The organism is Staphylococcus petrasii (assembly GCF_002902565.1).
In the GTDB taxonomy this organism is placed as follows: Bacteria; Bacillota; Bacilli; order Staphylococcales; family Staphylococcaceae; genus Staphylococcus; species Staphylococcus petrasii.
In genome coordinates this window covers 1-21,139 of the sequence record NZ_PPRC01000036.1, presented here as the reverse complement: position 1 = coordinate 21,139, position 21,139 = coordinate 1, and the positions used below count along the sequence as shown (strand labels likewise).

General features: G+C 34.8%; 22 protein-coding genes and 1 rRNA gene. 2 read left to right on the top strand and 21 right to left on the bottom strand.

Translation table 11 applies throughout. From position 1 onward, the window contains the following. The 18 genes from rplA to CD127_RS06825 all read right to left on the bottom strand — a co-directional run. A partial coding sequence (gene rplA / locus CD127_RS06910) for a 50S ribosomal protein L1 (RefSeq protein ID WP_103366218.1) occupies nt 1-528 on the bottom strand: 528 nt, incomplete at its 3' end. Between the two features lie 300 nt (nt 529-828). Next, a complete protein-coding gene (rplK, locus tag CD127_RS06905; RefSeq protein WP_001832298.1) occupies nt 829-1,251 on the bottom strand; it encodes a 50S ribosomal protein L11 in 423 nt (140 codons plus the stop codon). Between the two features lie 200 nt (nt 1,252-1,451). Continuing rightward, nucleotides 1,452-2,000 carry a transcription termination/antitermination protein NusG gene (gene nusG / locus CD127_RS06900; protein ID WP_103297562.1) on the bottom strand — a complete coding sequence of 183 codons (549 nt, stop codon included), beginning with the start codon at nt 1,998-2,000 and terminating at the stop codon, nt 1,452-1,454. A gap of 91 nt (nt 2,001-2,091) precedes the next feature. Next, nucleotides 2,092-2,292 carry a preprotein translocase subunit SecE gene (gene secE, locus CD127_RS06895; RefSeq protein ID WP_103366217.1) on the bottom strand — a complete coding sequence of 67 codons (201 nt, stop codon included), beginning with the start codon at nt 2,290-2,292 and terminating at the stop codon, nt 2,092-2,094. A 63-nt stretch (nt 2,293-2,355) separates the two neighbouring features. Then, nucleotides 2,356-2,499 (bottom strand): 50S ribosomal protein L33, encoded by a 144-nt coding sequence (gene rpmG / locus CD127_RS06890; protein ID WP_103297560.1) that lies wholly within the window; start codon nt 2,497-2,499, stop codon nt 2,356-2,358. Between the two features lie 95 nt (nt 2,500-2,594). Next, nucleotides 2,595-3,185: a sigma-70 family RNA polymerase sigma factor gene (locus CD127_RS06885; protein WP_103366216.1), complete on the bottom strand. Its 591-nt coding sequence runs from the start codon at nt 3,183-3,185 to the stop codon at nt 2,595-2,597. A 70-nt stretch (nt 3,186-3,255) separates the two neighbouring features. Continuing rightward, nucleotides 3,256-3,783, bottom strand: coding sequence for an NYN domain-containing protein (locus CD127_RS06880; protein ID WP_103297558.1), 528 nt, complete (start codon nt 3,781-3,783; stop codon nt 3,256-3,258). Beyond that, nucleotides 3,780-4,529, bottom strand: a complete 750-nt coding sequence (rlmB, locus tag CD127_RS06875; RefSeq protein WP_103297557.1) for a 23S rRNA (guanosine(2251)-2'-O)-methyltransferase RlmB — start codon at nt 4,527-4,529, stop codon at nt 3,780-3,782. The genes CD127_RS06880 and rlmB overlap by 4 nt, the downstream gene beginning before the upstream one ends. A gap of 5 nt (nt 4,530-4,534) precedes the next feature. After that, nucleotides 4,535-4,924, bottom strand: coding sequence for a Mini-ribonuclease 3 (locus CD127_RS06870; protein WP_103366215.1), 390 nt, complete (start codon nt 4,922-4,924; stop codon nt 4,535-4,537). 1 nt (nt 4,925) lies between these two features. Continuing rightward, a complete protein-coding gene (gene cysS / locus CD127_RS06865; RefSeq protein WP_103366214.1) occupies nt 4,926-6,326 on the bottom strand; it encodes a cysteine--tRNA ligase in 1,401 nt (466 codons plus the stop codon). Then, on the bottom strand, nt 6,310-6,951 hold the full coding sequence (gene cysE, locus CD127_RS06860) for a serine O-acetyltransferase (RefSeq protein WP_103366213.1): 642 nt from the start codon (nt 6,949-6,951) through the stop codon (nt 6,310-6,312). Before cysE ends, cysS begins: the two co-directional genes overlap by 17 nt. 436 nt (nt 6,952-7,387) lie before the next feature. Then, nucleotides 7,388-8,842: a glutamate--tRNA ligase gene (gene gltX / locus CD127_RS06855; protein WP_103366212.1), complete on the bottom strand. Its 1,455-nt coding sequence runs from the start codon at nt 8,840-8,842 to the stop codon at nt 7,388-7,390. Between the two features lie 384 nt (nt 8,843-9,226). Next, the gene (locus CD127_RS06850) at nt 9,227-10,294 is read right to left on the bottom strand and encodes a PIN/TRAM domain-containing protein (RefSeq protein WP_103297552.1); all 1,068 of its coding nucleotides are present in this window, start codon (nt 10,292-10,294) and stop codon (nt 9,227-9,229) included. 26 nt (nt 10,295-10,320) lie between these two features. Beyond that, complete coding sequence (gene radA, locus CD127_RS06845) at nt 10,321-11,685, bottom strand: DNA repair protein RadA (RefSeq protein ID WP_103297551.1); 1,365 nt, start codon at nt 11,683-11,685, stop codon at nt 10,321-10,323. 203 nt (nt 11,686-11,888) lie between these two features. Next, complete coding sequence (locus CD127_RS06840) at nt 11,889-14,363, bottom strand: ATP-dependent Clp protease ATP-binding subunit (protein WP_103366211.1); 2,475 nt, start codon at nt 14,361-14,363, stop codon at nt 11,889-11,891. A 15-nt stretch (nt 14,364-14,378) separates the two neighbouring features. After that, nucleotides 14,379-15,386 (bottom strand): protein arginine kinase, encoded by a 1,008-nt coding sequence (locus CD127_RS06835; RefSeq protein ID WP_103366210.1) that lies wholly within the window; start codon nt 15,384-15,386, stop codon nt 14,379-14,381. After that, nucleotides 15,379-15,942, bottom strand: a complete 564-nt coding sequence (locus CD127_RS06830; RefSeq protein ID WP_103297548.1) for a UvrB/UvrC motif-containing protein — start codon at nt 15,940-15,942, stop codon at nt 15,379-15,381. Before CD127_RS06830 ends, CD127_RS06835 begins: the two co-directional genes overlap by 8 nt. Before the next feature lie 24 nt (nt 15,943-15,966). Further along, nucleotides 15,967-16,428 carry a CtsR family transcriptional regulator gene (locus CD127_RS06825; RefSeq protein ID WP_103297547.1) on the bottom strand — a complete coding sequence of 154 codons (462 nt, stop codon included), beginning with the start codon at nt 16,426-16,428 and terminating at the stop codon, nt 15,967-15,969. Nucleotides 16,429-16,584: 156 nt separating this feature from the next. Between CD127_RS06825 and CD127_RS06820 the strand changes: the two genes are divergently transcribed. After that, a complete protein-coding gene (locus tag CD127_RS06820) occupies nt 16,585-17,799 on the top strand; it encodes a NupC/NupG family nucleoside CNT transporter (RefSeq protein WP_103366209.1) in 1,215 nt (404 codons plus the stop codon). A 93-nt stretch (nt 17,800-17,892) separates the two neighbouring features. On the opposite strand, the gene pdxT is transcribed toward CD127_RS06820, so the two are convergent. Together pdxT and pdxS are read right to left on the bottom strand one after the other, a co-directional pair. Next, nucleotides 17,893-18,447 (bottom strand): pyridoxal 5'-phosphate synthase glutaminase subunit PdxT, encoded by a 555-nt coding sequence (pdxT, locus tag CD127_RS06815; RefSeq protein ID WP_103297545.1) that lies wholly within the window; start codon nt 18,445-18,447, stop codon nt 17,893-17,895. A 3-nt stretch (nt 18,448-18,450) separates the two neighbouring features. Next, a complete protein-coding gene (gene pdxS, locus CD127_RS06810) occupies nt 18,451-19,338 on the bottom strand; it encodes a pyridoxal 5'-phosphate synthase lyase subunit PdxS (RefSeq protein WP_103328814.1) in 888 nt (295 codons plus the stop codon). Nucleotides 19,339-19,436: 98 nt separating this feature from the next. Here pdxS and pdxR point away from each other — a divergent pair, with 98 nt between their 5' ends. Further along, nucleotides 19,437-20,801, top strand: coding sequence for a MocR-like pyridoxine biosynthesis transcription factor PdxR (pdxR, locus tag CD127_RS06805; protein WP_103366208.1), 1,365 nt, complete (start codon nt 19,437-19,439; stop codon nt 20,799-20,801). 161 nt (nt 20,802-20,962) lie between these two features. Here the strand turns inward: pdxR and rrf are convergent. Continuing rightward, nucleotides 20,963-21,077 (bottom strand): 5S ribosomal RNA (gene rrf / locus CD127_RS06800). Between the last annotated feature and the right edge of the window lie 62 nt (nt 21,078-21,139).

Sequence of the window (21,139 nt, the reverse complement as noted above, 5' to 3'; positions counted from 1 at the left end):
ACCTATTGAAGCATGTACGATACCTGCTTTTTCAGCACGGTATTCAACTTTACCAGCTTTGATTTCTTCAACAGCTTTTTTAACGTCCATAGTTACTGTACCAGTTTTAGGGTTTGGCATTAAACCTTTAGGTCCTAATACACGACCTAATTTACCAACTTCGCCCATCATGTCTGGAGTAGCTACTACTACGTCAAAGTCGAACCAACCTTGTTGGATTTTTTGTACATATTCAGATTCACCTACGTAATCTGCGCCTGCTGCTTCTGCTTCAGCGACTTTGTCACCTTTAGCAAATACTAATACACGTTGTGATTTACCAGTACCGTTTGGTAATACTACTGCACCACGGATTTGTTGGTCATTTTTACGTGTATCAATTCCTAAACGGAAAGCTACTTCAACTGATGCGTCAAAGTTAGCAATGCTTGTTTCTTTAGCTAAGCTGATTGCTTCTTCAACACTATAGTGTTTAGTACGATCAACTTTATTAGCTGCTTCTTGATACTTTTTACCTTTTTTAGCCATTTATTGTTCCTCCTTTAGTGGTTTTAGCGGAATTTCCTCCCACGCTTACTTGTGTATTACACAAGTTAAGAGCAGATAACAGATGAATATCTAACGTTTCAAATCACCCTAAGGTTTCAAAACTTACAAAATTCATCACAGACAATATTATTGGTTGTCGTTTCTGTTACCTGCCATCGTCTAACGAGGTTTGGACAAAAGTGTTTTTACTTTAGAAGCCGGTAAACGGCGTCCTTAAAGCAAATTTTTGTTTCAACCTCTTAATTTTATTTCGATAATCTAACTTTTATGTTCAAAAAATTATTGTACAGTGATACCCATACTACGTGCAGTACCTTCGATAATACGCATAGCTGCTTCTTCGTCTGCAGCGTTTAAGTCTTGCATTTTAGTTTGTGCAATTTCACGTACTTGATCTTTAGTTACTGTAGCAACTTTAGTTTTGTTAGGTTCACCAGAACCTTTTTCTACGCCAGCTGCTTTTTTAAGTAGTACTGGAGCCGGTGGAGTTTTAGTAATGAATGTAAATGAACGGTCTTCATATACACTGATTTCTACCGGAATGATTAAACCTGCTTGTTCTTGCGTACGTGCGTTGAATTCTTTACAGAATCCCATAATGTTCACACCTGCTTGACCTAATGCTGGACCAACTGGTGGTGCTGGGTTCGCTTTACCTGCAGGAATTTGTAATTTAACTACTTTTTCTACTTTTTTAGCCACGATGTGCACCTCCTTGATATCGTGATGTGGTCACAGGGCTCAGTTTTGCCCTCCCACTCATAAACATTTCGTGACGAAATGAGCGTTCTAAAAACGCGACCACATTATTTTAACACTGAACTCACTTAAAAATCAATAGTAAAATTTCATCTTTTTTAAGAGACTTTGTTTTTCAGTGTCTTTTTTCTTCTGATTAAAATTTATAATTTTTCAACTTGATCAAATTCAACTTCAACTGGTGTTTCTCTACCAAACATATCAACTAATACAGTCAATTTAAATTTATCAGGTTCAATTTCTTGTACTTCGCCTACTTGATTAGCGAATGGACCAGATTTAATACGAACTTGTTCACCAATGTCTAATTCAACATCGATTGTTTTTTCTTTAAGACCCATTTGTTTTAAGATGAATCTCATTTCTTCAGGAAGTAATGGATTAGGCTTAGAACCTGCACCTGCTGAACCAACGAAACCAGTTACGCCTGGTGTATTACGTACAACGTACCATGACTCATCTGTCATAACTAGTTCTACTAACACATAACCAGGAAATGTTTTCTTAACTTGTTTTTTAGCTTTTCCATCTTTAACTTGTGTTTCTTCCTCTTCAGGTATGACAACTCTAAAAATTTGCTCTGTCATATTCATTGATTCTACTCTTTTTTCTAAATTCTTTTTAACTTTATTTTCATATCCAGAATACGTATGCACGGCATACCAACGCTTTGCGCCGACTTCTTCAGACATGTTGTCACTCCTTCTCTCAGACTGCAGATAAACCTTTCAGTCTTTATACTTAAAATTACATTGTCGATAAACTTATCTTTAATTATTACTCTTATCTAAATAATTGAATTAAATTACCAATACCTACGTCTAACAACCAGAAAAACACCATGAAGAAAATTACTGTAGATACTACGATTACAGTATATTTGAAAAGTTTTTCTTTAGTAGGCCAACTAGTTTTTTCCATTTCACTTTTAACGCCTTGGAAGAAACTTTCTTTTTCTTTACCTGTGCCTTTATCTTTAGCCATCAAAATTACCTCCATACTTACCGTTGATTAGCCATCTATCTAAAATATTACTCATTAACAAGCTTATTTTGACTCTTTATGAGTCGTATGAGCGTTACATCTCGGACAATATTTTTTTAATTCTAATCTCGTTGCAGAATTTTCATTTTTCGGGACATTATAATTTCTGTTACCGCAAACTTCACAAATTAAAGGTACTTTTTTCACAACAATTCACCTTTACTCATTTTAATACCAGTATACTATACATAAATTTTACAAGAAATGTCAAACTAGCATAGTAGTGCCGTTGCTTTAATTAGCTAACAATAATGCTGATTTAAATAGTTTCTCATTTTCATTTTACAACGTTGAATACTATTGTAAACTACTTTATCTTTAATATTTAATTTTCTAGCTATCTCTGTTGGAGAATAGTCACTTAACATTAATTGCGCTACACTTCTTTCTAAGTCACTCAAATATAATAAACTCTCACGTATTTGCTCGCTTTGAGCTTGTGTTAAGCAATACGCTTCAGTCTGGTTAGAAGATTTGTTCCATTTATATCTAACAACATATTCATTTATTAAAGATTCATTTCTATTAGCCTCTGCATATCTTTTTCTCCAAAAATCATTCCTAAGCGAGCGAACCATACAATTCAAATAGTGTTCAAATGGAATGTTTAGCGTAAAATCAAAAGTTTGTAGTGACAAATACGTTCTAATAAATAATTCTTGAATCAAATCTTCAATATCTGAAGCAGACACACCCATTTGCTTAAACTTTATTGAAAGGCTTGAGTGTAACTGGCTTACTATAAATGTAAATAATTGCTCTTGTTCACGACGATTTCGACTTTGTTGGAAGTTAATGAATGCTTGTTCTAGTTGTTTTAAATTTTGAGTCATACACTATACCTTTCATATTAAATTAGGCATAGTGTATAAAGAACTGATATTAAATGACAAGTGGCCAACTTTACTCTTTTTTATGGTTGCCACGTCTAATCTTTTCAAATTCTGCTAAAACATCATTTGATAGCGAAATTCGAGTTCTTGGCTTACTTTCACTAAAATCATCTAAAGATTTGCTAACTGTGATGGCATTTTCTTTCAAATCACGCCACATCTCTCTAGATGACACACGATAGGCACCTGCGCCAAATATCGCATGCTGTTCACTCATATCACTCGTTACTACTGTGATATGCGTTGTATGCTTATTGTACAAATTATAAACATAGCGTTCGATATAGCTATCTGCAGTTTCTTTTTCTTTCGTAAAAACTGTCTTTACACCGTGATAAATATACTCTCTTTCAATACCTGATTGTTCGTAAGCATCAAATACACATACAATCTCATCTGCGACAACAGCATTATAATTGGCAATGGCATCAAGCAATTGTTCACGTGCTTCTTGCAAATTCTCACGTGCAATCTTACTCAATTCTTGTGATTGCCCTATCATATTATAGCCATCGATAATTAAATATCTATCCTTCATGCGTTGTCTCCGAGTTGATGTCTTTTACGATACACTTCATACATCATTAAACTGGCTGCTACTGATGCATTAAGGCTATTAACATGACCAACCATTGGTATCTTAATATAGAAATCACATTTATCTTTAACTAATCGACTCATACCCTGACCTTCACTACCAATCACGATCGCTAAAGGCATGTCTGCTGCCATTTCACGATAATCAGTAGCGTTGTCCGCTTCAGCACCAGCTACCCAGTAACCATTGTCTTTCAACTCATCGATTGTTTTAGATAAGTTAGTCACACGCATTACTGGCACGTGTTGAATAGCACCTGTTGATGCTTTAGCCACTGTTTGAGTTAAGGCAACAGAACGTCTTTTAGGTATGATGACACCGTCGACACCACTAGCATCAGCAGTTCTTAAAATAGATCCTAAGTTATGTGGGTCTTCAAGACCATCTAAAATAATAACTGTAGATAGACCTTCTTTTTCTTTTTGCGCTTTAATAAATTGATCGAAATCTGCATATTCGTATGGTGCAATTAATGCTGCTACCCCTTGATGAGGTGCATTTGCTAAATTATCTAATTTCGATTTTGGCACTGTTTGAACAATTAATTTTTGTTCTTTTGCATTTTGTAAGATGTCATTAATTTGTTGTTTTCTTATGCCTTCTTGAATCCAAATTTTATTGATGGTATGTCCAGAGACAATCGCTTCTTTAACAGCGTGTCTACCAACAATTACGATATCTTCCACTGATTTCACTCCCTTTCATTTACTAATTGAATAATTTCATCAAGCAACGCTTCTAATCTATCTTCTTGATGATCTAAATATAAAAATCCTATGACTGCTTCTAAGCCTGAACTTTTGCGATATGTTTGTATATCTGTATTTTTAGCTTTGGTATAACTTTTAGCATTGCGACCTCTTTTAACGATGTCCAATTCCTCATCCGTAAACCATTGCGCATCAATCAACTTTTCCAATGTTTGCGCCTGACTTTTAGCCGAAACATAACGTTTAGATACTTGATGTAAACGGTTAGGTTTACTTTGCAATTTCAAGACAATATAACGTCGAACATGTTGGTCCAATACCGCATCGCCCATATACGCTAACGTTAAAGGGTTTAATAATTTTGGATCCATATTAACCACGTTTGAAGCGCACACCTTGAGGCGTATCTTCTAAAATAATATTTTGTTCTTTCAACATATCTCTAATTTCATCAGCGCGAGCAAAGTCTTTATTTTTACGTGCTTCATTACGTTCTTCGATAAGCTTTTCAATATCTTCATCTAATAACATGTCTGAGTCTGTACCTTTAAGTGGCACACCAAGAACATCACTAAAGATTTGATAAACTTCTTTAAAACGAGCAATTACTTGTGTTGATGTTGTATTCTCTAATACATATTTATTCGCAAGTTTGGCTAAATCGTACCAAGCAGTTACAGCATTGGCAGTATTAAAGTCATCATTCATCACTGTTTCAAATTGTTCTAAAATAGCATCAATTTGTTCGATATAATCAGACTGATCTGTAATGTCAGTCGCAATTTCTTCACGTTCTTCAATTAATTTATAACTATTGCGAATACGTTCTAAGCCACTTTTCGCAGCATTAACTAATTCTAAGTTATAGTTAATTGGACTTCTATAATGCACACTGATCATGAAGAAACGTAGTACATCTGGATCAACTTCTTTAATAATGTCATGTACTAAAATGAAGTTGCCTAAAGATTTACTCATTTTTTCATTATCAATATTGATGAAACCATTATGCATCCAGTAGTTCGCAAAAGGTGCATGGTTATGTGCTTCAGATTGTGCAATTTCATTCTCATGGTGAGGGAATTGTAAATCTGAACCACCAGCATGAATATCAATTGTTTTACCTAGTTCATGGTAAGCCATTACTGAACATTCAATATGCCAACCTGGACGTCCTTCACCAAATGGGCTTTCCCAACTAATTTCACCTGGTTTTGCTTTTTTCCATAAAGTGAAATCTAGGGCGTCCTCTTTTTGTTCACCCGCTTCGATTCTGGCACCTACTTTTAAGTCATCAATTGATTGGTGACTTAATTTACCATAGCCATCAAACTTACGTGTTCTGAAGTAGACGTCACCATTGCTTTCATACGCATATCCTTCATCTACTAACTCTTTGATGAACGCAATAATTTCATCCATATGGTTCATTACTCGAGGATTTGAAGTGGCCTTTTTAACATTTAAAGCACCGACATCTTCATAGAATGCTTTGATATATTTCTCTGCAATTTCAGGTACACTTTCATTAAGCTCTTGTGAGCGTTTAATTAATTTATCGTCTACATCCGTAAAGTTTGAAACATATGTGACTTCATAGCCTTGATATTCAAAGTAACGACGTACAACATCATAATTAATAGCTGGACGCGCGTTACCAATATGAATGTAGTTATATACTGTTGGACCACATACATACATTTTCACCTTACCTGGTTCGATAGGCTCAAACGTCTCCTTTTGACGCGTTAATGTATTATATAATGTAATCATCTTTAATCTCTCCGTTCTTAGCTTTTTCAAGTTGTTTTTCTAGTTGTTTAATTTGTTCATATAATGGATCCGGTAAATTACGGTGATCGAATGTTTTACCGATACGTTTTCCTTCTTGTTTCACAATATGGCCTGGAATACCTACTACAGTTGTATAACTAGGCACAGATTGTAATACGACTGAATTCGCTCCGATATTAACATTAGAATCTATTTGAATATTACCTAATATTTTTGAACCTGCCGCAATCAACACATTATCGCCAATATCTGGGTGACGTTTTCCTTTTTCTTTACCCGTACCACCTAATGTAACACCTTGGTAAATCGTTACATTGTCGCCAATTGTACATGTTTCTCCAATTACAACACCCATACCATGGTCGATGAATAAACATTTCCCAATTTTGGCACCAGGATGAATTTCAATTCCTGTAAAGAAGCGAGAAACTTGAGATATGATTCTAGCAAGGACATATCGTTTTTTATTATATAATTTATGCGCAATTAAGTGACTCCATACTGCATGTAAACCAGCATAAGTTGTAATAACCTCAAATGTTGTACGTGCTGCTGGGTCCTGTTCAAATACCATTTTCACATCGTCTCTAATTCTTTTTATCAAGACTGTCTCCCCCTCGGTTTTAAAAAGTAATTAATTCCACAATTACGACTACTCAATCTGAATTTTAGTTAATAAAAAAGCACCTCTAACACATATATGCTAGAGGCGCTACCGCACGGTTCCACTCTGTATTTAGATAAAGATAACCCATCCATCCTTTAATTCATCAAGACAGCCTCTTTATCATACTCATTTACATATTCAATTGATACTTAATACAAAGGTGCATTCAATATTGATAATGATGTGCTCGCAGCAACCGCACACTCTCTGAATACATTATCTGATATTTACTAATCCTTTGTTTCATGTGTAACCTAATCATATGAGCTTTAATGTAAAATTTCAAGTACAAAGATATATCCGCTTTGGAAATCAGTTTTGCTCATCGCTCGGTTCTGCTCAAATCCTAAACGCTTTTGTCCAGACCTTTGTTTTAAACGTGTTTTTTCAAGCGTGATAACACTTTGTCTTTACCTAATACTTCAATTGTATTTGGTAATTCAGGACCATGCATTTGGCCTGTGACAGCTACACGAATTGGCATAAATAATTGTTTACCTTTAATGCCAGTTTCTTTTTGAACTTCTTTAATTGTTTTCTTAATTTCTGCAGCTTCAAATGGTTCTAAAGCTTCTAATTTGCTGTATAAATGAGACATTAATTCAGGTACTTGTTCACCATTAAGCACTTCTTGTTCTTCTTCACCTAATTCAGGCATATCTTTAAAGAACATTTCTGATAATGGAACGATTTCGCCTGCATAACTCATTTCTTTTTGATAAAGTGCAATAAGTTTACGGCCCCATTCTTTATCTTCTTCACTAGGTTCAGCAGGAATTAAGTTTGCTTTAATTAAATGAGGTAACGCAAGTTCAAATACTGTTTCGTTATCTTTTTCTTTCATGTATTGGTTGTTAACCCAAGCAAGTTTTTGTCTATCAAACATTGCTGGTGATTTAGAAAGACGTTTTTCATCAAAAATCTTAATAAATTCTTCTTTAGAGAAGATCTCATCTTCACCTTCAGGAGACCAACCTAATAATGTAATGAAGTTAAATAACGCTTCAGGTAAATAACCTAAGTCACGATATTGCTCGATGAATTGTAAAATTTGACCATCACGTTTACTTAATTTCTTACGTTCTTCATTAACGATTAATGACATATGACCAAAGCGAGGTGGTTCCCAACCAAACGCTTCATAAATCATTAATTGTTTAGGCGTATTAGACACATGGTCATCACCACGAATAACATCTGAAATTTCCATATAATGATCATCGACTGCTACAGCAAAGTTATAAGTTGGCACGCCATCTTTCTTCACGATAACCCAGTCGCCGATATTATTAGAGTCAAATGAAATTTCGCCTTTAACCATATCATTAAACGTATAAGTTTTATCTTGTGGCACACGGAATCTAATAGATGGTTGACGACCTTCCGCTTCAAACTGTTGACGCTCTTCTTCAGTTAAATGCGCATGTTTACCACCATAACGAGGCATCTCACCACGTGCAATTTGCTCTTCACGTTCTTTTTCAAGCTCTTCTGAAGTCATATAACATTTATATGCTTTATCTTCATCTAATAATTGTTGAATTAATGGATTATAAATATCACCACGTTCAGACTGACGATATGGACCATAACCATTATCTTTATCCACTGATTCATCCCAATCTAAACCTAACCATTTTAAGTTCTCAAATTGAGACGCTTCACCATCTTTAAGGTTACGTTTACTATCAGTATCCTCAATACGCACTACGAAATCTCCATCATAATGCTTAGCAAATAAATAGTTAAACAATGCCGTTCTCGCATTACCAATATGCAAATATCCAGTTGGACTCGGCGCATATCTAACTCTTATACGTTCACTCATTATATTCACTCCTAATAATTATTCATTAATCAATCACGGTTCATCTAACCACAGGGCACACTATTGTCGCCTCAGAAACATCTTCTTCCATTAGAAAAAAGCTATCCCAAACTATCTATAAAGACGCGTTTTCGAATAACTTTCCTCACCCACTCTATACTTAGATAAAACGTCACATTTCTACACTATTGTAGCACTAAATCAACACTTTGATAAGTCTCACGTCATCTCTGTATATAGCATTTTTTATTTTTTGAAAAGAGTGCCCTAAACAGCTAGCGTTCCACATGAAACCCATGCGTCTCTAACGATTCTGGTTCTTCAACCATCTCGCATGCGTTTCATGCTAGTCATACACTATAATAGCTAACTCACTTAACTAGCCTAATTAACATCATCTAATTTTTTAGCAAAAATGATACGTCCAGATGACGTTTGTAATAAACTGATAACTTCTAATTCCACTTGTTTGCCAACAAGTTGCTTCGCATTATCCACGACCACCATTGTACCGTCATCAAGATAACCAACACCTTGACCAGGTTCTTTACCCATCTTCGTTAATAAGATATTAATACGATCACCTTGATGCACATTTGGTTTAATCGCTTCAGATAAATCATTAACGTTTAACGCTTTAATACCTTGTACATGACATACTTTATTTAAATTAAAATCTGTTGTAATAACATGTGCATGATAAGATTGCGCCAATTTTACTAATAATTCATCAATATCACTATGTGATTTTTGAGGATGGATAACACGTGTTGGATAATCCAAGTCGTATAATTCATTCAAAATATCCAGACCACGTTGGCCTTTCTCACGTTTCACACTATCATTAGCATCGGCTACCACTTGAAGTTCATTAATCACGCCTTGAGGTATAAGAATTTCACCATCAATAAATCCACAACGGATAACATCTAAAATACGTCCATCAATAATCGCACTTGTATCTAGTAATTTAGGTACTGCACTGACATTGTTTTTAGACATTGAACGTGCCATATTCTCTGGCAAAAACATAAGCATTTCGTCGCGCTTTTTCAAACCAAATTGGAAACCTAAGTAACATAATAGCAACGTAATAATTATTGGCACTAAATGGTTTAAAATAGAGTTGCCAATCATTTCTAGGATGAAAGAAGCCATCACAGAGATGAACAAACCGATAATAAGACCAAGGGTTGCGAATAATATTTCGACTGCACTGCGTTGTAAAATCCATTGTTCTACATCTTTTAATGTCTTAGTTACTTTATTTATAAACAAACCAAATATTAAGAAAAATACTATAATGCCTATTAAGCCATCAACATAGTAATTCGTTAAAATAGGATAATCTTTAATATTTAAATCACGTAGTATCTCGGGTATTAACAGAATACCAAGCGCTGTACCAAGGATGATATAGATAATCACGACTATACCCTTCAATACCTTCATAAATCTCACCTCTTTAGCTGTCTTAATTATGCTTTAAATGCATATTTTAATGCTTCATGTACGGTTGAAACTCCTACTACACGAATACCTTCTGGGAATGTCCATCCGCCAATATTCGTTTGAGGAATAATCACTCTTTCAAAGCCTAACTTCGCCGCTTCTTGCACACGTTGTTCAATACGTGAAACACGTCTAACTTCACCCGTTAAACCGACTTCACCAATATAACAATCTAGCCCATCTACTGCTTTATCTTTGAAACTTGAGGCAGTAGCTACAATCACACTTAAATCTACTGCAGGCTCTGTTAAACGTACGCCACCTGCTACCTTGATGTAAGCATCTTGTTGTTGTAAGAGGTAGTTTTCCTTTTTCTCTAATACTGCCATTAATAAACTTAAGCGGTTATGATCAATACCAGTCGCCATACGTCTTGGGTTATTAAATGTGGTAGGCGTTACTAAAGCTTGCACTTCAATAAGTAGTGGTCGCGTGCCTTCCATTGTTGCGACGATTGTAGAGCCAGGAACATTTGTTGAACGTTCTTCTAAGAACATTTCGGAAGGGTTTTGTACACCTTTTAGCCCACTTTGCTTCATTTCGAAAATGCCCATTTCATTCGTAGAGCCGAAACGGTTCTTAACTGCTCGTAAAATACGGTAAGCGTGATGTTCATCCCCTTCAAAATACAATACTGTATCTACCATATGTTCTAATAATCGTGGCCCAGCAATTTGTCCTTCTTTAGTCACGTGTCCAACTATAAAAGTAGCAATATTCATTTGTTTAGCAATATTCATTAAACTTTGCGTGCTTTCACGCACCTGTGACACAGAACCAGGAGCTGAACTAATTTCAGGATGATATATTGTTTGAATAGAATCCACGACTAAAATATCTGGCTGTTCTTGTTGTACAGTTTGATGAATTACCTCTAAATCTGTTTCAGCTAACACATTTAAATTACTTGAATCTTCTTCAAGACGATCTGCACGTAATTTAGTTTGATTTAGCGATTCCTCACCTGTAATGTAGAGTACGTTTAATTTTTGTGATAGCGATGCACAAATTTGTAATAATAACGTAGATTTACCGATACCTGGGTCGCCACCGATAAGTACTAATGAGCCACTTACAATACCGCCACCCAAAACACGGTTAAATTCTTTAGATTCTGTTTGGACTCTTGGTGTCGCTTCATGTTTAATATTGTTTAATTTTTGTACTTTAGCGCTAGACTCTTTTGCTTTAACGCCATGTTTAGGGTTTGCAGCTTTTTCAACTATTTCTTCCATTTGGTTCCATGCCCCACAATTAGGACACTTACCCATCCATTTAGGTGTTTGGTAGCCACAAGCCATACACTCAAAAATCACTTTCTTTTTGGCCAAAATTGCACCTCCGATTTTTCTATGAACAAATCTATTTTATATGTATCGATTAATAATGACAAATGTAAAGATAGAAAAATAAGTGGCGTAGAAATCTAATTTGTAATTAGAGTAAACTACACCACTGTTGAGAATAAAATCGAGGTCAAGACTTATTGCTTGTCTTGACCTCGTATTATCATAATTAAAATCTATACATTATTTTACGCTTCAACGTCAGAAGTTGTTTCTTCTTCAGTTGCGTCATCGTTATTTTTCTCGCGAATATCATATTTAAATTCATTACCATCATGGTCGATGATAACTTGTTTACCTTCGATTTTGTTACCTTCTAAGATTAATTCGCTTAAATTATCTTCAATTGTTTTTTGAATAGCTCTGATTAACGGACGTGCACCATATTCTGGATCATATCCTTCATCAGCAATTTTCTCTTTAGCTTTATCTGTTACAACGATATCAATATCTTGTTCTGAAAGACGTTTAGTTAATTTGTTAACCATCATTGTTACGATTTCTTTCAATTCGTCTTTAGTAAGTTTGTGGAAGACGATAATATCGTCAACACGGTTTAAGAATTCTGGGCGGAAAGCATTTTTCAATTCTTTCATCATTGTTTTACGAATTGTTTCGTAATCATGACCCTCAGAACCGCCACCGAAACCAGCGAAACGTTGGTCTTGTAATTCTTGTGCACCTACGTTTGATGTCATGATAATCACTGTATTACGGAAGTCAACTTGACGTCCTTTAGTATCAGTTAAATGACCATCATCAAGTACTTGTAACAAGATGTTAAACACATCTGGATGTGCTTTTTCGATTTCATCGAATAAAATAACTGAATAAGGTTTGCGTCTAACTTTTTCAGTTAATTGACCACCATCATCGTGACCTACATAACCTGGAGGCGCTCCGACTAAACGGCTCACTGCGTGTTTCTCCATGAATTCACTCATGTCAACACGAATCATAGCATCATCTTCACCGAACATTGACTCAGCTAATGCACGAGCTAATTCTGTTTTACCTACACCAGTAGGTCCTAAGAAGATAAAGCTACCAATTGGACGTTTAGGATCTTTCAATCCAGCACGAGCACGACGCACTGCTTTACTAATAGAAGTGACAGCGTCGTTTTGTCCAATGACACGTTGATGCAATGTGTCTTCAAGATTTAGTAAACGATCAGATTCTGTTTCATTAATTTTAGTTAATGGAATACCAGTCCAACCAGCGATTACTTCAGCGATATCTTCTTGAGATAATGAAGTAGATTGACCACCTTGAGATGTTTTCCATTCGTTTTTAGCATCTTCATATTGTTTTTCTAATTTAGTTTGTTTATCACGTAAGTTTGCTGCGTTTTCAAATTCTTGCGCATGAACAGCAGCATCTTTTTCGTTTTTCACTTTTTCAATTTCTTGTTCAATTTCTTTTAAATTATTAGGTGTTGTATGACTTTTTAGTCTTACTTTAGAACTTGCTTCATCAATTAAGTCGATAGCTTTGTCTGGTAAGAAACGATCAGAGACATAACGATCACTTAATTTTGCAGCCGCTTCAAGTGCTTCATCTGAAATATTAATGCGGTGATGTGCTTCATAACGATCACGTAAACCTTTAAGAATAGCAATTGTATCTTCTACTGTAGGTTCATCCACTTGAATTGGTTGGAAACGACGTTCTAATGCTGCATCTTTCTCAATATTTTTTCGATATTCATCTAATGTAGTAGCACCGATGCATTGTAATTCACCACGTGCTAATGCTGGTTTTAAAATGTTTGAAGCATCGATAGCACCTTCAGCTCCACCAGCACCTACTAATGTGTGTAATTCATCGATGAATAAAATAACGTTACCTGCTTGATGAATTTCTTCCATTACTTTTTTCAAGCGTTCTTCAAATTCACCACGGTATTTTGTACCAGCCACAACTGTACCCATATCTAATGACATAACACGTTTATTTTTTAATGTTTCCGGTACTTCGTTATTCACGATAGCTTGCGCTAAACCTTCAGCAATAGCTGTTTTACCTACACCAGGTTCACCAATTAAAACTGGGTTATTTTTAGTACGACGACTTAATACTTCAATCACACGTGTAATTTCTTTGTCTCTGCCAATAACTGGATCTAATGTTCCATCTTTAGCAATTACCGTTAAATCACGTGCTAAGCTATCTAAAGTTGGCGTATTATTAGATTTATTTACTGTCGCATTTTTATTGCTCATTTCTGGGCTACCTAATGCTTTCACTACTTGTGCGCGTGCTTTTGTAATATTTAAATCTAAATTGGCAAAGACGCGTGCTGCTACGCCCTCATTTTCACGGATTAAACCTAATAAAATATGCTCCGTACCTACGAAGTTATGGTGTAACTTTCTAGCTTCATCCATAGAAAGTTCAATCACTTTCTTCGCTCTTGGTGTGTAATGAAGCGTACCTGTTTGTTCTTGGCCGTGACCAATAAGTTTCTCAACTTCTTCAATCACTCTATCTTCAGTAATGTTGAAGCTTTCTAACACTTTAGCTGCGATACCTTCAGGTTCTTTCATTAAACCAAGTAATAAATGTTCTGTACCTATATTTGAATGGTTCAAACGGATTGCTTCTTCTTGCGCATGTGCTAACACACGTTGTGCGCGCTCAGTTAATCTACCAAATAGCATATCGTTCTATACCTCCTATTTTGTATGTTCTCTTAGAATATCTGCTCTTCGTTGGTTAACAGATACTGTTTCATCTTCGTCATTATATAAGAATGCGGATTGTATGCTCACCATCAGCTCATTAAATTTAAAATTATTTAACGACAGATAGCCTAAATCCACGCCTAATTTCACTTCACTTAATCGATAAGACGCTTCTTCCATTGAGATCATTCGACTATTTTGTAATATACCTAATGAACGGTATATACGGTCTAATGTTTCAAGTTCATTGTATTGAGTTAAACGTTCACGAATTTGTTTCTCTTCATTAATAATCTGTTGAACAACTTCTGTTAAATTATCAATAATTTCTTCTTCTGTTTTACCAAGTGTAAGCTGATTTGAAACTTGATAAATATGTCCGTAAACTTGTGAACCTTCTCCATATATACCTCGAATCGTAAATCCAAAACGATTAATTGTTTGAGCGATACGATTCATTCTTTTCATAATGGATAAGCCTGGTAAATGAAGCATAACACTTGCTCTCATACCCGTACCTACATTAGTAGGACAAGTCGTTAAATAGCCTAAATGCTCGTCATAGCTTATATCAAGCTTTTCATCGAGTTGATCATCAATTTCAGATGCCTGTTTATATAACTCATGTAATGATAAATCACTTCCCATTGCTTGAATGCGAATATGATCTTCTTCATTAAGCATGATACTCATTGATTCATTCTCATTTAATAATACCGCTGAGGCAGGTTGTTTAATTAATTCAGGACTAATAAGATGTTTCGCCACAAGTTTCATTTTATTTTGTTGATCCATCGTATCTAGTCTCATCAATGTTAACTCAGGCAGTGCATCCTGAACTTCATTAATCACTCTAAAACCTGATTGCTCAGATGGAAACATTAATGGATGGACATGATTTTCTAAATTACGCGCTAAACGAATACGTGATGACATCACGATAGGCGCTTCAGATGTTTCTTTCATCCATTCACTAATATAAGGATTGATATCACTCATGACGTCCCACCTCACTCTCATCTCTTAAGGCTTTAATTTCATCTCTAACCACAGCAGCCTCTTCGAAGTTTTGTTCTTCTATTAATATATTTAAATATTTTGTTTTTTCTTCAATCTGTTTTTTTATAGCAAGTTTTTTATGTGAAGAGCGAGGTGTTTTGCCTACATGTTCAAATTGTCCACCTTGTACTCGTCTCACAATATCTATAATGTCATCTTTGAATGTTGAATAACAATTGGCACATCCAAATTTCCCTACATGCGCTATATCTTTTAATGTCATATTACATGTTGGACATCGTTTTTCTTCTTGAAAAGCCACTTCGTGAAAATTAATTCCATGTTTAGTAGCAAGATGTTGTAAAATTTGTTTCACCACAAATGCTTCTTCTATATCATCTTGAAACTGGGAATGTGACGACGTATGTTCATTTTGTTGCCATGGATTATCTCCTTGCGCACAAATCGAACATACCCACTTTTCAGAAGTGCCTTCTTTACTTTTAACTGTGAGTTTAACCTCTGCTTCATTTAAATGACAATTTTCGCAAAGCACACATAGACACCTCGCTTTTCTCTATTAATAGTAATTAATAATTGGTAACAAACGTTTTAAAATATTTGCTCTAATTATATCTCTAGCAACAACGTCCATTTTTAAAGTTTCACGATCGACAACAGCTTGTATCATTCGAGCTTCTCTTTCGGTAATTAGATTTTTATCTAATAGACCATCAAGAATGTAATATGCTTGTTGTTGTGAAATTGATGGACCGATAAGTTGCATTAGGTGATTAATATACCCCGTTGCATCTTTATTTTCAATTTTTGTGATTCGGATATAACCTCCGCCACCACGTTTACTTTCTATTTCATAGCCATGTTCATTTGTAAATCTAGTTTTAATTACATAATTTAATTGAGAAGGCACACAGTCGAAACGTTGAGCAATATTTGCTCTTTGAATTTCTACCACGTCTTCATTAGTTTCTTCAAATAATTTTTTAATGTATTGTTCTATGATGTCAGACATGTTGTGCATGATTTACCACCTCTTTTGACCTTCTTTGACTATATTATATGAGCATCTTTGACCTTTTTCAACCAATTTGTTTTTATAAATTCAAAAATTATGATGTTACTTACACTGATTTATTGTATTATATAAGGTAAAGTAAAAATTTAAAGGAGTAGAATCATGCATATTCTTATTGGGATTATAGGGATAATTTTCTTTTTAGCACTTGCATTTTTATTTAGCTCTGACAGAAAAAATATCCGCTGGCAATATGTTGGGATATTACTTGTTATCCAACTTATTTTCGCGTTTATTCTATTAAAAACAACAGTAGGTATTACAGTAATCGGTGGTATCTCAGAAGGATTTAATTATTTATTACAAAAAGCAGCAGAAGGGGTTAATTTCGTATTTGGTGGATTTAAATATGTAGATCCTAAAAACCCACCATTCTTCTTTAGCGTATTATTACCAATCGTATTCATTTCAGCATTAATTGGTATCTTACAATACACTAGAATTTTACCTTGGATCATTAACGTGTTAGGTTTCTTAATTTCTAAAATTAATGGTATGGGACGTTTAGAATCTTACAATGCAGTAGCCGCTGCTATTTTAGGACAATCTGAAGTGTTCATTTCATTAAAACAACAGTTACCTTACATACCTAAACAACGTTTATACACATTAACAGCTTCAGCAATGTCTACAGTATCAGCGTCAATCATTGGTGCATACTTCACATTGATTGAACCTAAATATGTTGTAACAGCCGTTGTCTTAAACTTATTTGGTGGTTTCATTATCGCTTCAATTATTAATCCATATAAAGTTAATGAAGAAGACGATAAATTATTAGTAGATGAAAGCGAAACGAAGAAACAATCCTTCTTCGAAATGTTAGGGGAATACATTTTAGACGGATTTAAAGTTGCCGTTATCGTTGGTGCAATGTTAATCGGTTATATCGCTATCATCGCATTATTAAATGGTTTAGTAAGTGGTGCCTTTAGTTTAGTATCTGGTGGCGCAATTAAATGGGATTTCCAAACATTAATTGGATTTGTCTTTGCTCCATTAGCATTCTTAGCTGGTGTACCTTGGGAAGACGCTGTTCAATCAGGTTCAGTCATGGCAACTAAATTATTATCTAATGAATTCGTTGCAATGCAATCATTAGGTCACTTAAAAGATATCTCTGAACATGCGAAAGGTATTACATCAGTATTCTTAGTATCATTCGCTAACTTCAGTTCAATCGGTATCATTTCAGGTGCCATTAAATCACTTAACTCTGAGAAAGGTGACGTCGTAGCCCGCTTCGGTCTTAAACTATTATTCGGTGCGACATTAGTTTCATTTATCTCAGCAGCAATCGCTGGATTCTTTATTTAATATAGAGCATAAATAAACCTAGAACTTAAGTGTTCTAGGTTTTTATTTTTGAAAAAGGAGGCACTCATTTTGAGCGCCTCCTCATAATTTATATTACTTAACCATATGATCAATAAAGTATTGTGTCACTCTATAATCATCAGTTAATTCTGGATGGAATGATACCCCTAAATATTTCCCTTGTTTAACAGCAACAATCTTGTCACCTACAGAACTTAATACTTCCACACCATCTTCTACGCTAGAAATATGTGGTGCACGAATAAACACACCATCTATATCTTCAGCAATGCCTTTAATATCAAGTTCAGCTTCGAAACTATCAACCTGTCTACCGAATGAATTACGTTCCACAGTAATATCTAACTTTTTCAAATATCCTGTTTCACCTTCGACATCTTTCGCAAGAACAATTAATCCTGCACATGTACCAAACATTGGTAAATCAGATTGTTGTAACTTTTCCTTAAAGCCATAGAGATCCATAAGTCTTCTTAAAGTAGTAGATTCACCACCAGGAAGAATTAAGCCATCTATTTCATCTAATTGTTCAACCTTTTTTACTGCAATACCTTCGTGACCACTTAATTCGATGTGTCGAATATGTTCACGCACGGCACCTTGTAATGCTAATACACCTATTTTCATATCTTACCAACCACGCTCTTGCATACGTTCTTCTAATGAAATTTTGTTCATATCTAAACCTTTCATAGCAGTACCTAATTCAGCTGCTAATTTACCGATTAATTCATAATCTTGGTAATGAGTTGTAGCTTGAACAATTGCTTTAGCAAATTTCTCAGGATCTTCTGATTTGAAAATACCTGAACCAACGAATACACCGTCAGCTCCTAATTCCATCATTAATGCAGCATCTTGAGGTGTTGCTACACCACCAGCCGCAAAGTTAACTACTGGTAAACGACCATTATCTTTAATTTGTTTTAATACTTCGTATGGTGCACCTAACTCTTTAGCGTAAGTCATGATTTCGTCATCATTCATTACTACTAAACGACTTACTTCAGAGTTCACTTTTCTCATATGTCTTACTGCTTCAACGATGTTACCAGTACCCGGTTCACCTTTAGTACGTAACATTGCTGCACCTTCACCAATACGACGTGCTGCTTCACCTAAATTACGGCAACCACAAACGAAAGGTACTGTGAATTGATCTTTTCTTAAATGATATTCTTCATCAGCAGGAGTTAACACTTCTGATTCATCAATATAGTCTACACCCATAGCTTCTAATACACGTGCTTCAGTAATATGACCAATACGTGCTTTAGCCATAACAGGAATAGATACTGCATTCATAACTTCTTCAACAATTTTAGGATTAGCGCTACGTGCTACCCCGCCAGCTGCTCTGATGTCAGATGGAACACGTTCTAAAGCCATAACTGCTACTGCGCCGGCTTCTTCCGCAATTTTAGCTTGTTCTGCATTGACAACGTCCATAATAACGCCGCCTTTTTGCATTTCAGCCATTCCTCGTTTAACTCTATCTGATCCTACAATTTTAGACATATAATTTACCCCTTTTCCGATTGATTAAATCCATTTTAAGTTATAAACTGATATTTAAAAAGGTACAATTTATTTATAAAATTAGGGGCCAGTTTAATATGTCTAATAAGCAAAAATTATATATTTCTCTTTATGAAAAATTAAAAAATCAAATTATCGAGGGTCAATATCAAGCTAATGATAAATTTCCATCTAAACGTCAATTAAGTGAGCACTTATCATTAAGCCATACTACTATAGAACACGCCTATCAACTTTTGTTAGATGAAGGTTTTATATATTCAAAACCACGTTCAGGCTATTATGTTTCAGATATCCAAGCGCTTCCTATTGTTAATACTAACGATTATCAAATAAATAATGACAAAGAAGAAAATATTAAGTCTTATTATAAATATGCTTTTAATTTAGCTGAAATTGATGCAGAATATTTTCCTCTACATTTATTTAGAAAATACGCTAAAGAAGTATTTGAAGATAATCAATTAGCGCTTTTAGAAAAAGGAGACATACAAGGAGAGTTATCTTTAAGACAACAAATAGCTCATTACTTATTTAATAGTCGTGGTGTATCTTCACACCCTAAACAAATAATTATAGGCTCTTCTACAGAACAATTATTAAATATGGTTACAGAATTATTAAAAGATTCATCATTCATTATAGAAAAGCCAAGTTATCCACCTATCAAACAAGTATTAGATAAGAAAAATCGTGACTATATCCAAGCCAATGTAGAAAAAGATGGCATAAATACGAATCAAGTCATTCATTCAAATAATGATATATTATATATTACGCCTTCTCATCAATTCCCAACTGGCTATGTAATGAATTTAAAAAAAAGAACCCAACTGATTAAGTGGGCACACCAAAAAGAAGAACGTTATATTATTGAAGATGACTACGATTCAGAATTTAGATATTATGGTAAACCTATACCTGCCCTACAAAGTTTAGATAAAAACAAAAAAGTAATTTATATTAGTACATTTTCAAAGTCTCTATTCCCAAGTTGTCGTATCGCTTATGTTGTGCTCCCAAACAAATTATTGCAAAAGTATTATGATATGGGTCATAAAGAAAGTAATACCGTCCCTGTCCACATTCAACACATCATTGCTAACTTCATGGCCTCAGGCAGTTTTGAACGTCACTTAAATAAAATGAGAAGAATATATCGAGAAAAGCTTGATTATATACTAAAACGCTTAGAACCTTATAAAGATCAACTACTTATAGAAGGTGCTCTTACAGGCATGCATTTTACAATTAAAGTTAAGAACGGCCTTACGTTAGAAGAGTGTATAGAAAAAGCTGAACAGTTAAGTTTAAAATTAAAAGTCTATAATTATGACAATATTATACAAACACATCCAAAGTTTATATTAGGCTTTGGAGGCATACCTAACGAAGAATTAGAAACACATACAGATGTACTAATAAAAGCGTTAACTCTATAAGATAAAAAGAAGGATTAAGTGCCAATCATTTTAAGTTCTAATTTGTGCTTAATCCTTTCATCAGCTTCAATCGCTTTCTCTTCGTAAAGCTAAATATACGTAAACATGTTCTATAACTTTAATTTTAGACATAAAAAAAGAGACCTTACGGTCTCAGTATTGCCTGGCAACGTCCTACTCTAGCGGAACGTAAATCCAACTACCATCGGCGCTAAGGAGCTTAACTTCTGTGTTCGGCATGAGAACAGGTGTGACCTCCTTGCCATTGTCACCAGACAAGTGAATGATTATACATTCAAAACTAGATAGTAAGTAATGATTTTGCTTCGCAAAACTTG

Excerpts from the sequence above, each read along its gene's own strand:
- nusG (WP_103297562.1), bottom strand. The coding sequence starts at position 2,000 with ATGTCTGAAGAAGTCGGCGCAAAGCGTTGGTATGCCGTGCATACGTAT.
- secE (WP_103366217.1), bottom strand. The coding sequence starts at position 2,292 with ATGGCTAAAGATAAAGGCACAGGTAAAGAAAAAGAAAGTTTCTTCCAA.
- CD127_RS06885 (WP_103366216.1), bottom strand. The coding sequence starts at position 3,185 with ATGACTCAAAATTTAAAACAACTAGAACAAGCATTCATTAACTTCCAA.
- CD127_RS06880 (WP_103297558.1), bottom strand. The coding sequence starts at position 3,783 with ATGAAGGATAGATATTTAATTATCGATGGCTATAATATGATAGGGCAA.
- CD127_RS06870 (WP_103366215.1), bottom strand. The coding sequence starts at position 4,924 with ATGGATCCAAAATTATTAAACCCTTTAACGTTAGCGTATATGGGCGAT.
- cysS (WP_103366214.1), bottom strand. The coding sequence starts at position 6,326 with ATGATTACATTATATAATACATTAACGCGTCAAAAGGAGACGTTTGAG.
- gltX (WP_103366212.1), bottom strand. The coding sequence starts at position 8,842 with ATGAGTGAACGTATAAGAGTTAGATATGCGCCGAGTCCAACTGGATAT.
- CD127_RS06850 (WP_103297552.1), bottom strand. The coding sequence starts at position 10,294 with ATGAAGGTATTGAAGGGTATAGTCGTGATTATCTATATCATCCTTGGT.
- CD127_RS06840 (WP_103366211.1), bottom strand. The coding sequence starts at position 14,363 with ATGCTATTTGGTAGATTAACTGAGCGCGCACAACGTGTGTTAGCACAT.
- CD127_RS06835 (WP_103366210.1), bottom strand. The coding sequence starts at position 15,386 with ATGAGTGATATCAATCCTTATATTAGTGAATGGATGAAAGAAACATCT.
- CD127_RS06825 (WP_103297547.1), bottom strand. The coding sequence starts at position 16,428 with ATGCACAACATGTCTGACATCATAGAACAATACATTAAAAAATTATTT.
- CD127_RS06820 (WP_103366209.1), top strand. The coding sequence starts at position 16,585 with ATGCATATTCTTATTGGGATTATAGGGATAATTTTCTTTTTAGCACTT.
- pdxT (WP_103297545.1), bottom strand. The coding sequence starts at position 18,447 with ATGAAAATAGGTGTATTAGCATTACAAGGTGCCGTGCGTGAACATATT.
- pdxS (WP_103328814.1), bottom strand. The coding sequence starts at position 19,338 with ATGTCTAAAATTGTAGGATCAGATAGAGTTAAACGAGGAATGGCTGAA.
- pdxR (WP_103366208.1), top strand. The coding sequence starts at position 19,437 with ATGTCTAATAAGCAAAAATTATATATTTCTCTTTATGAAAAATTAAAA.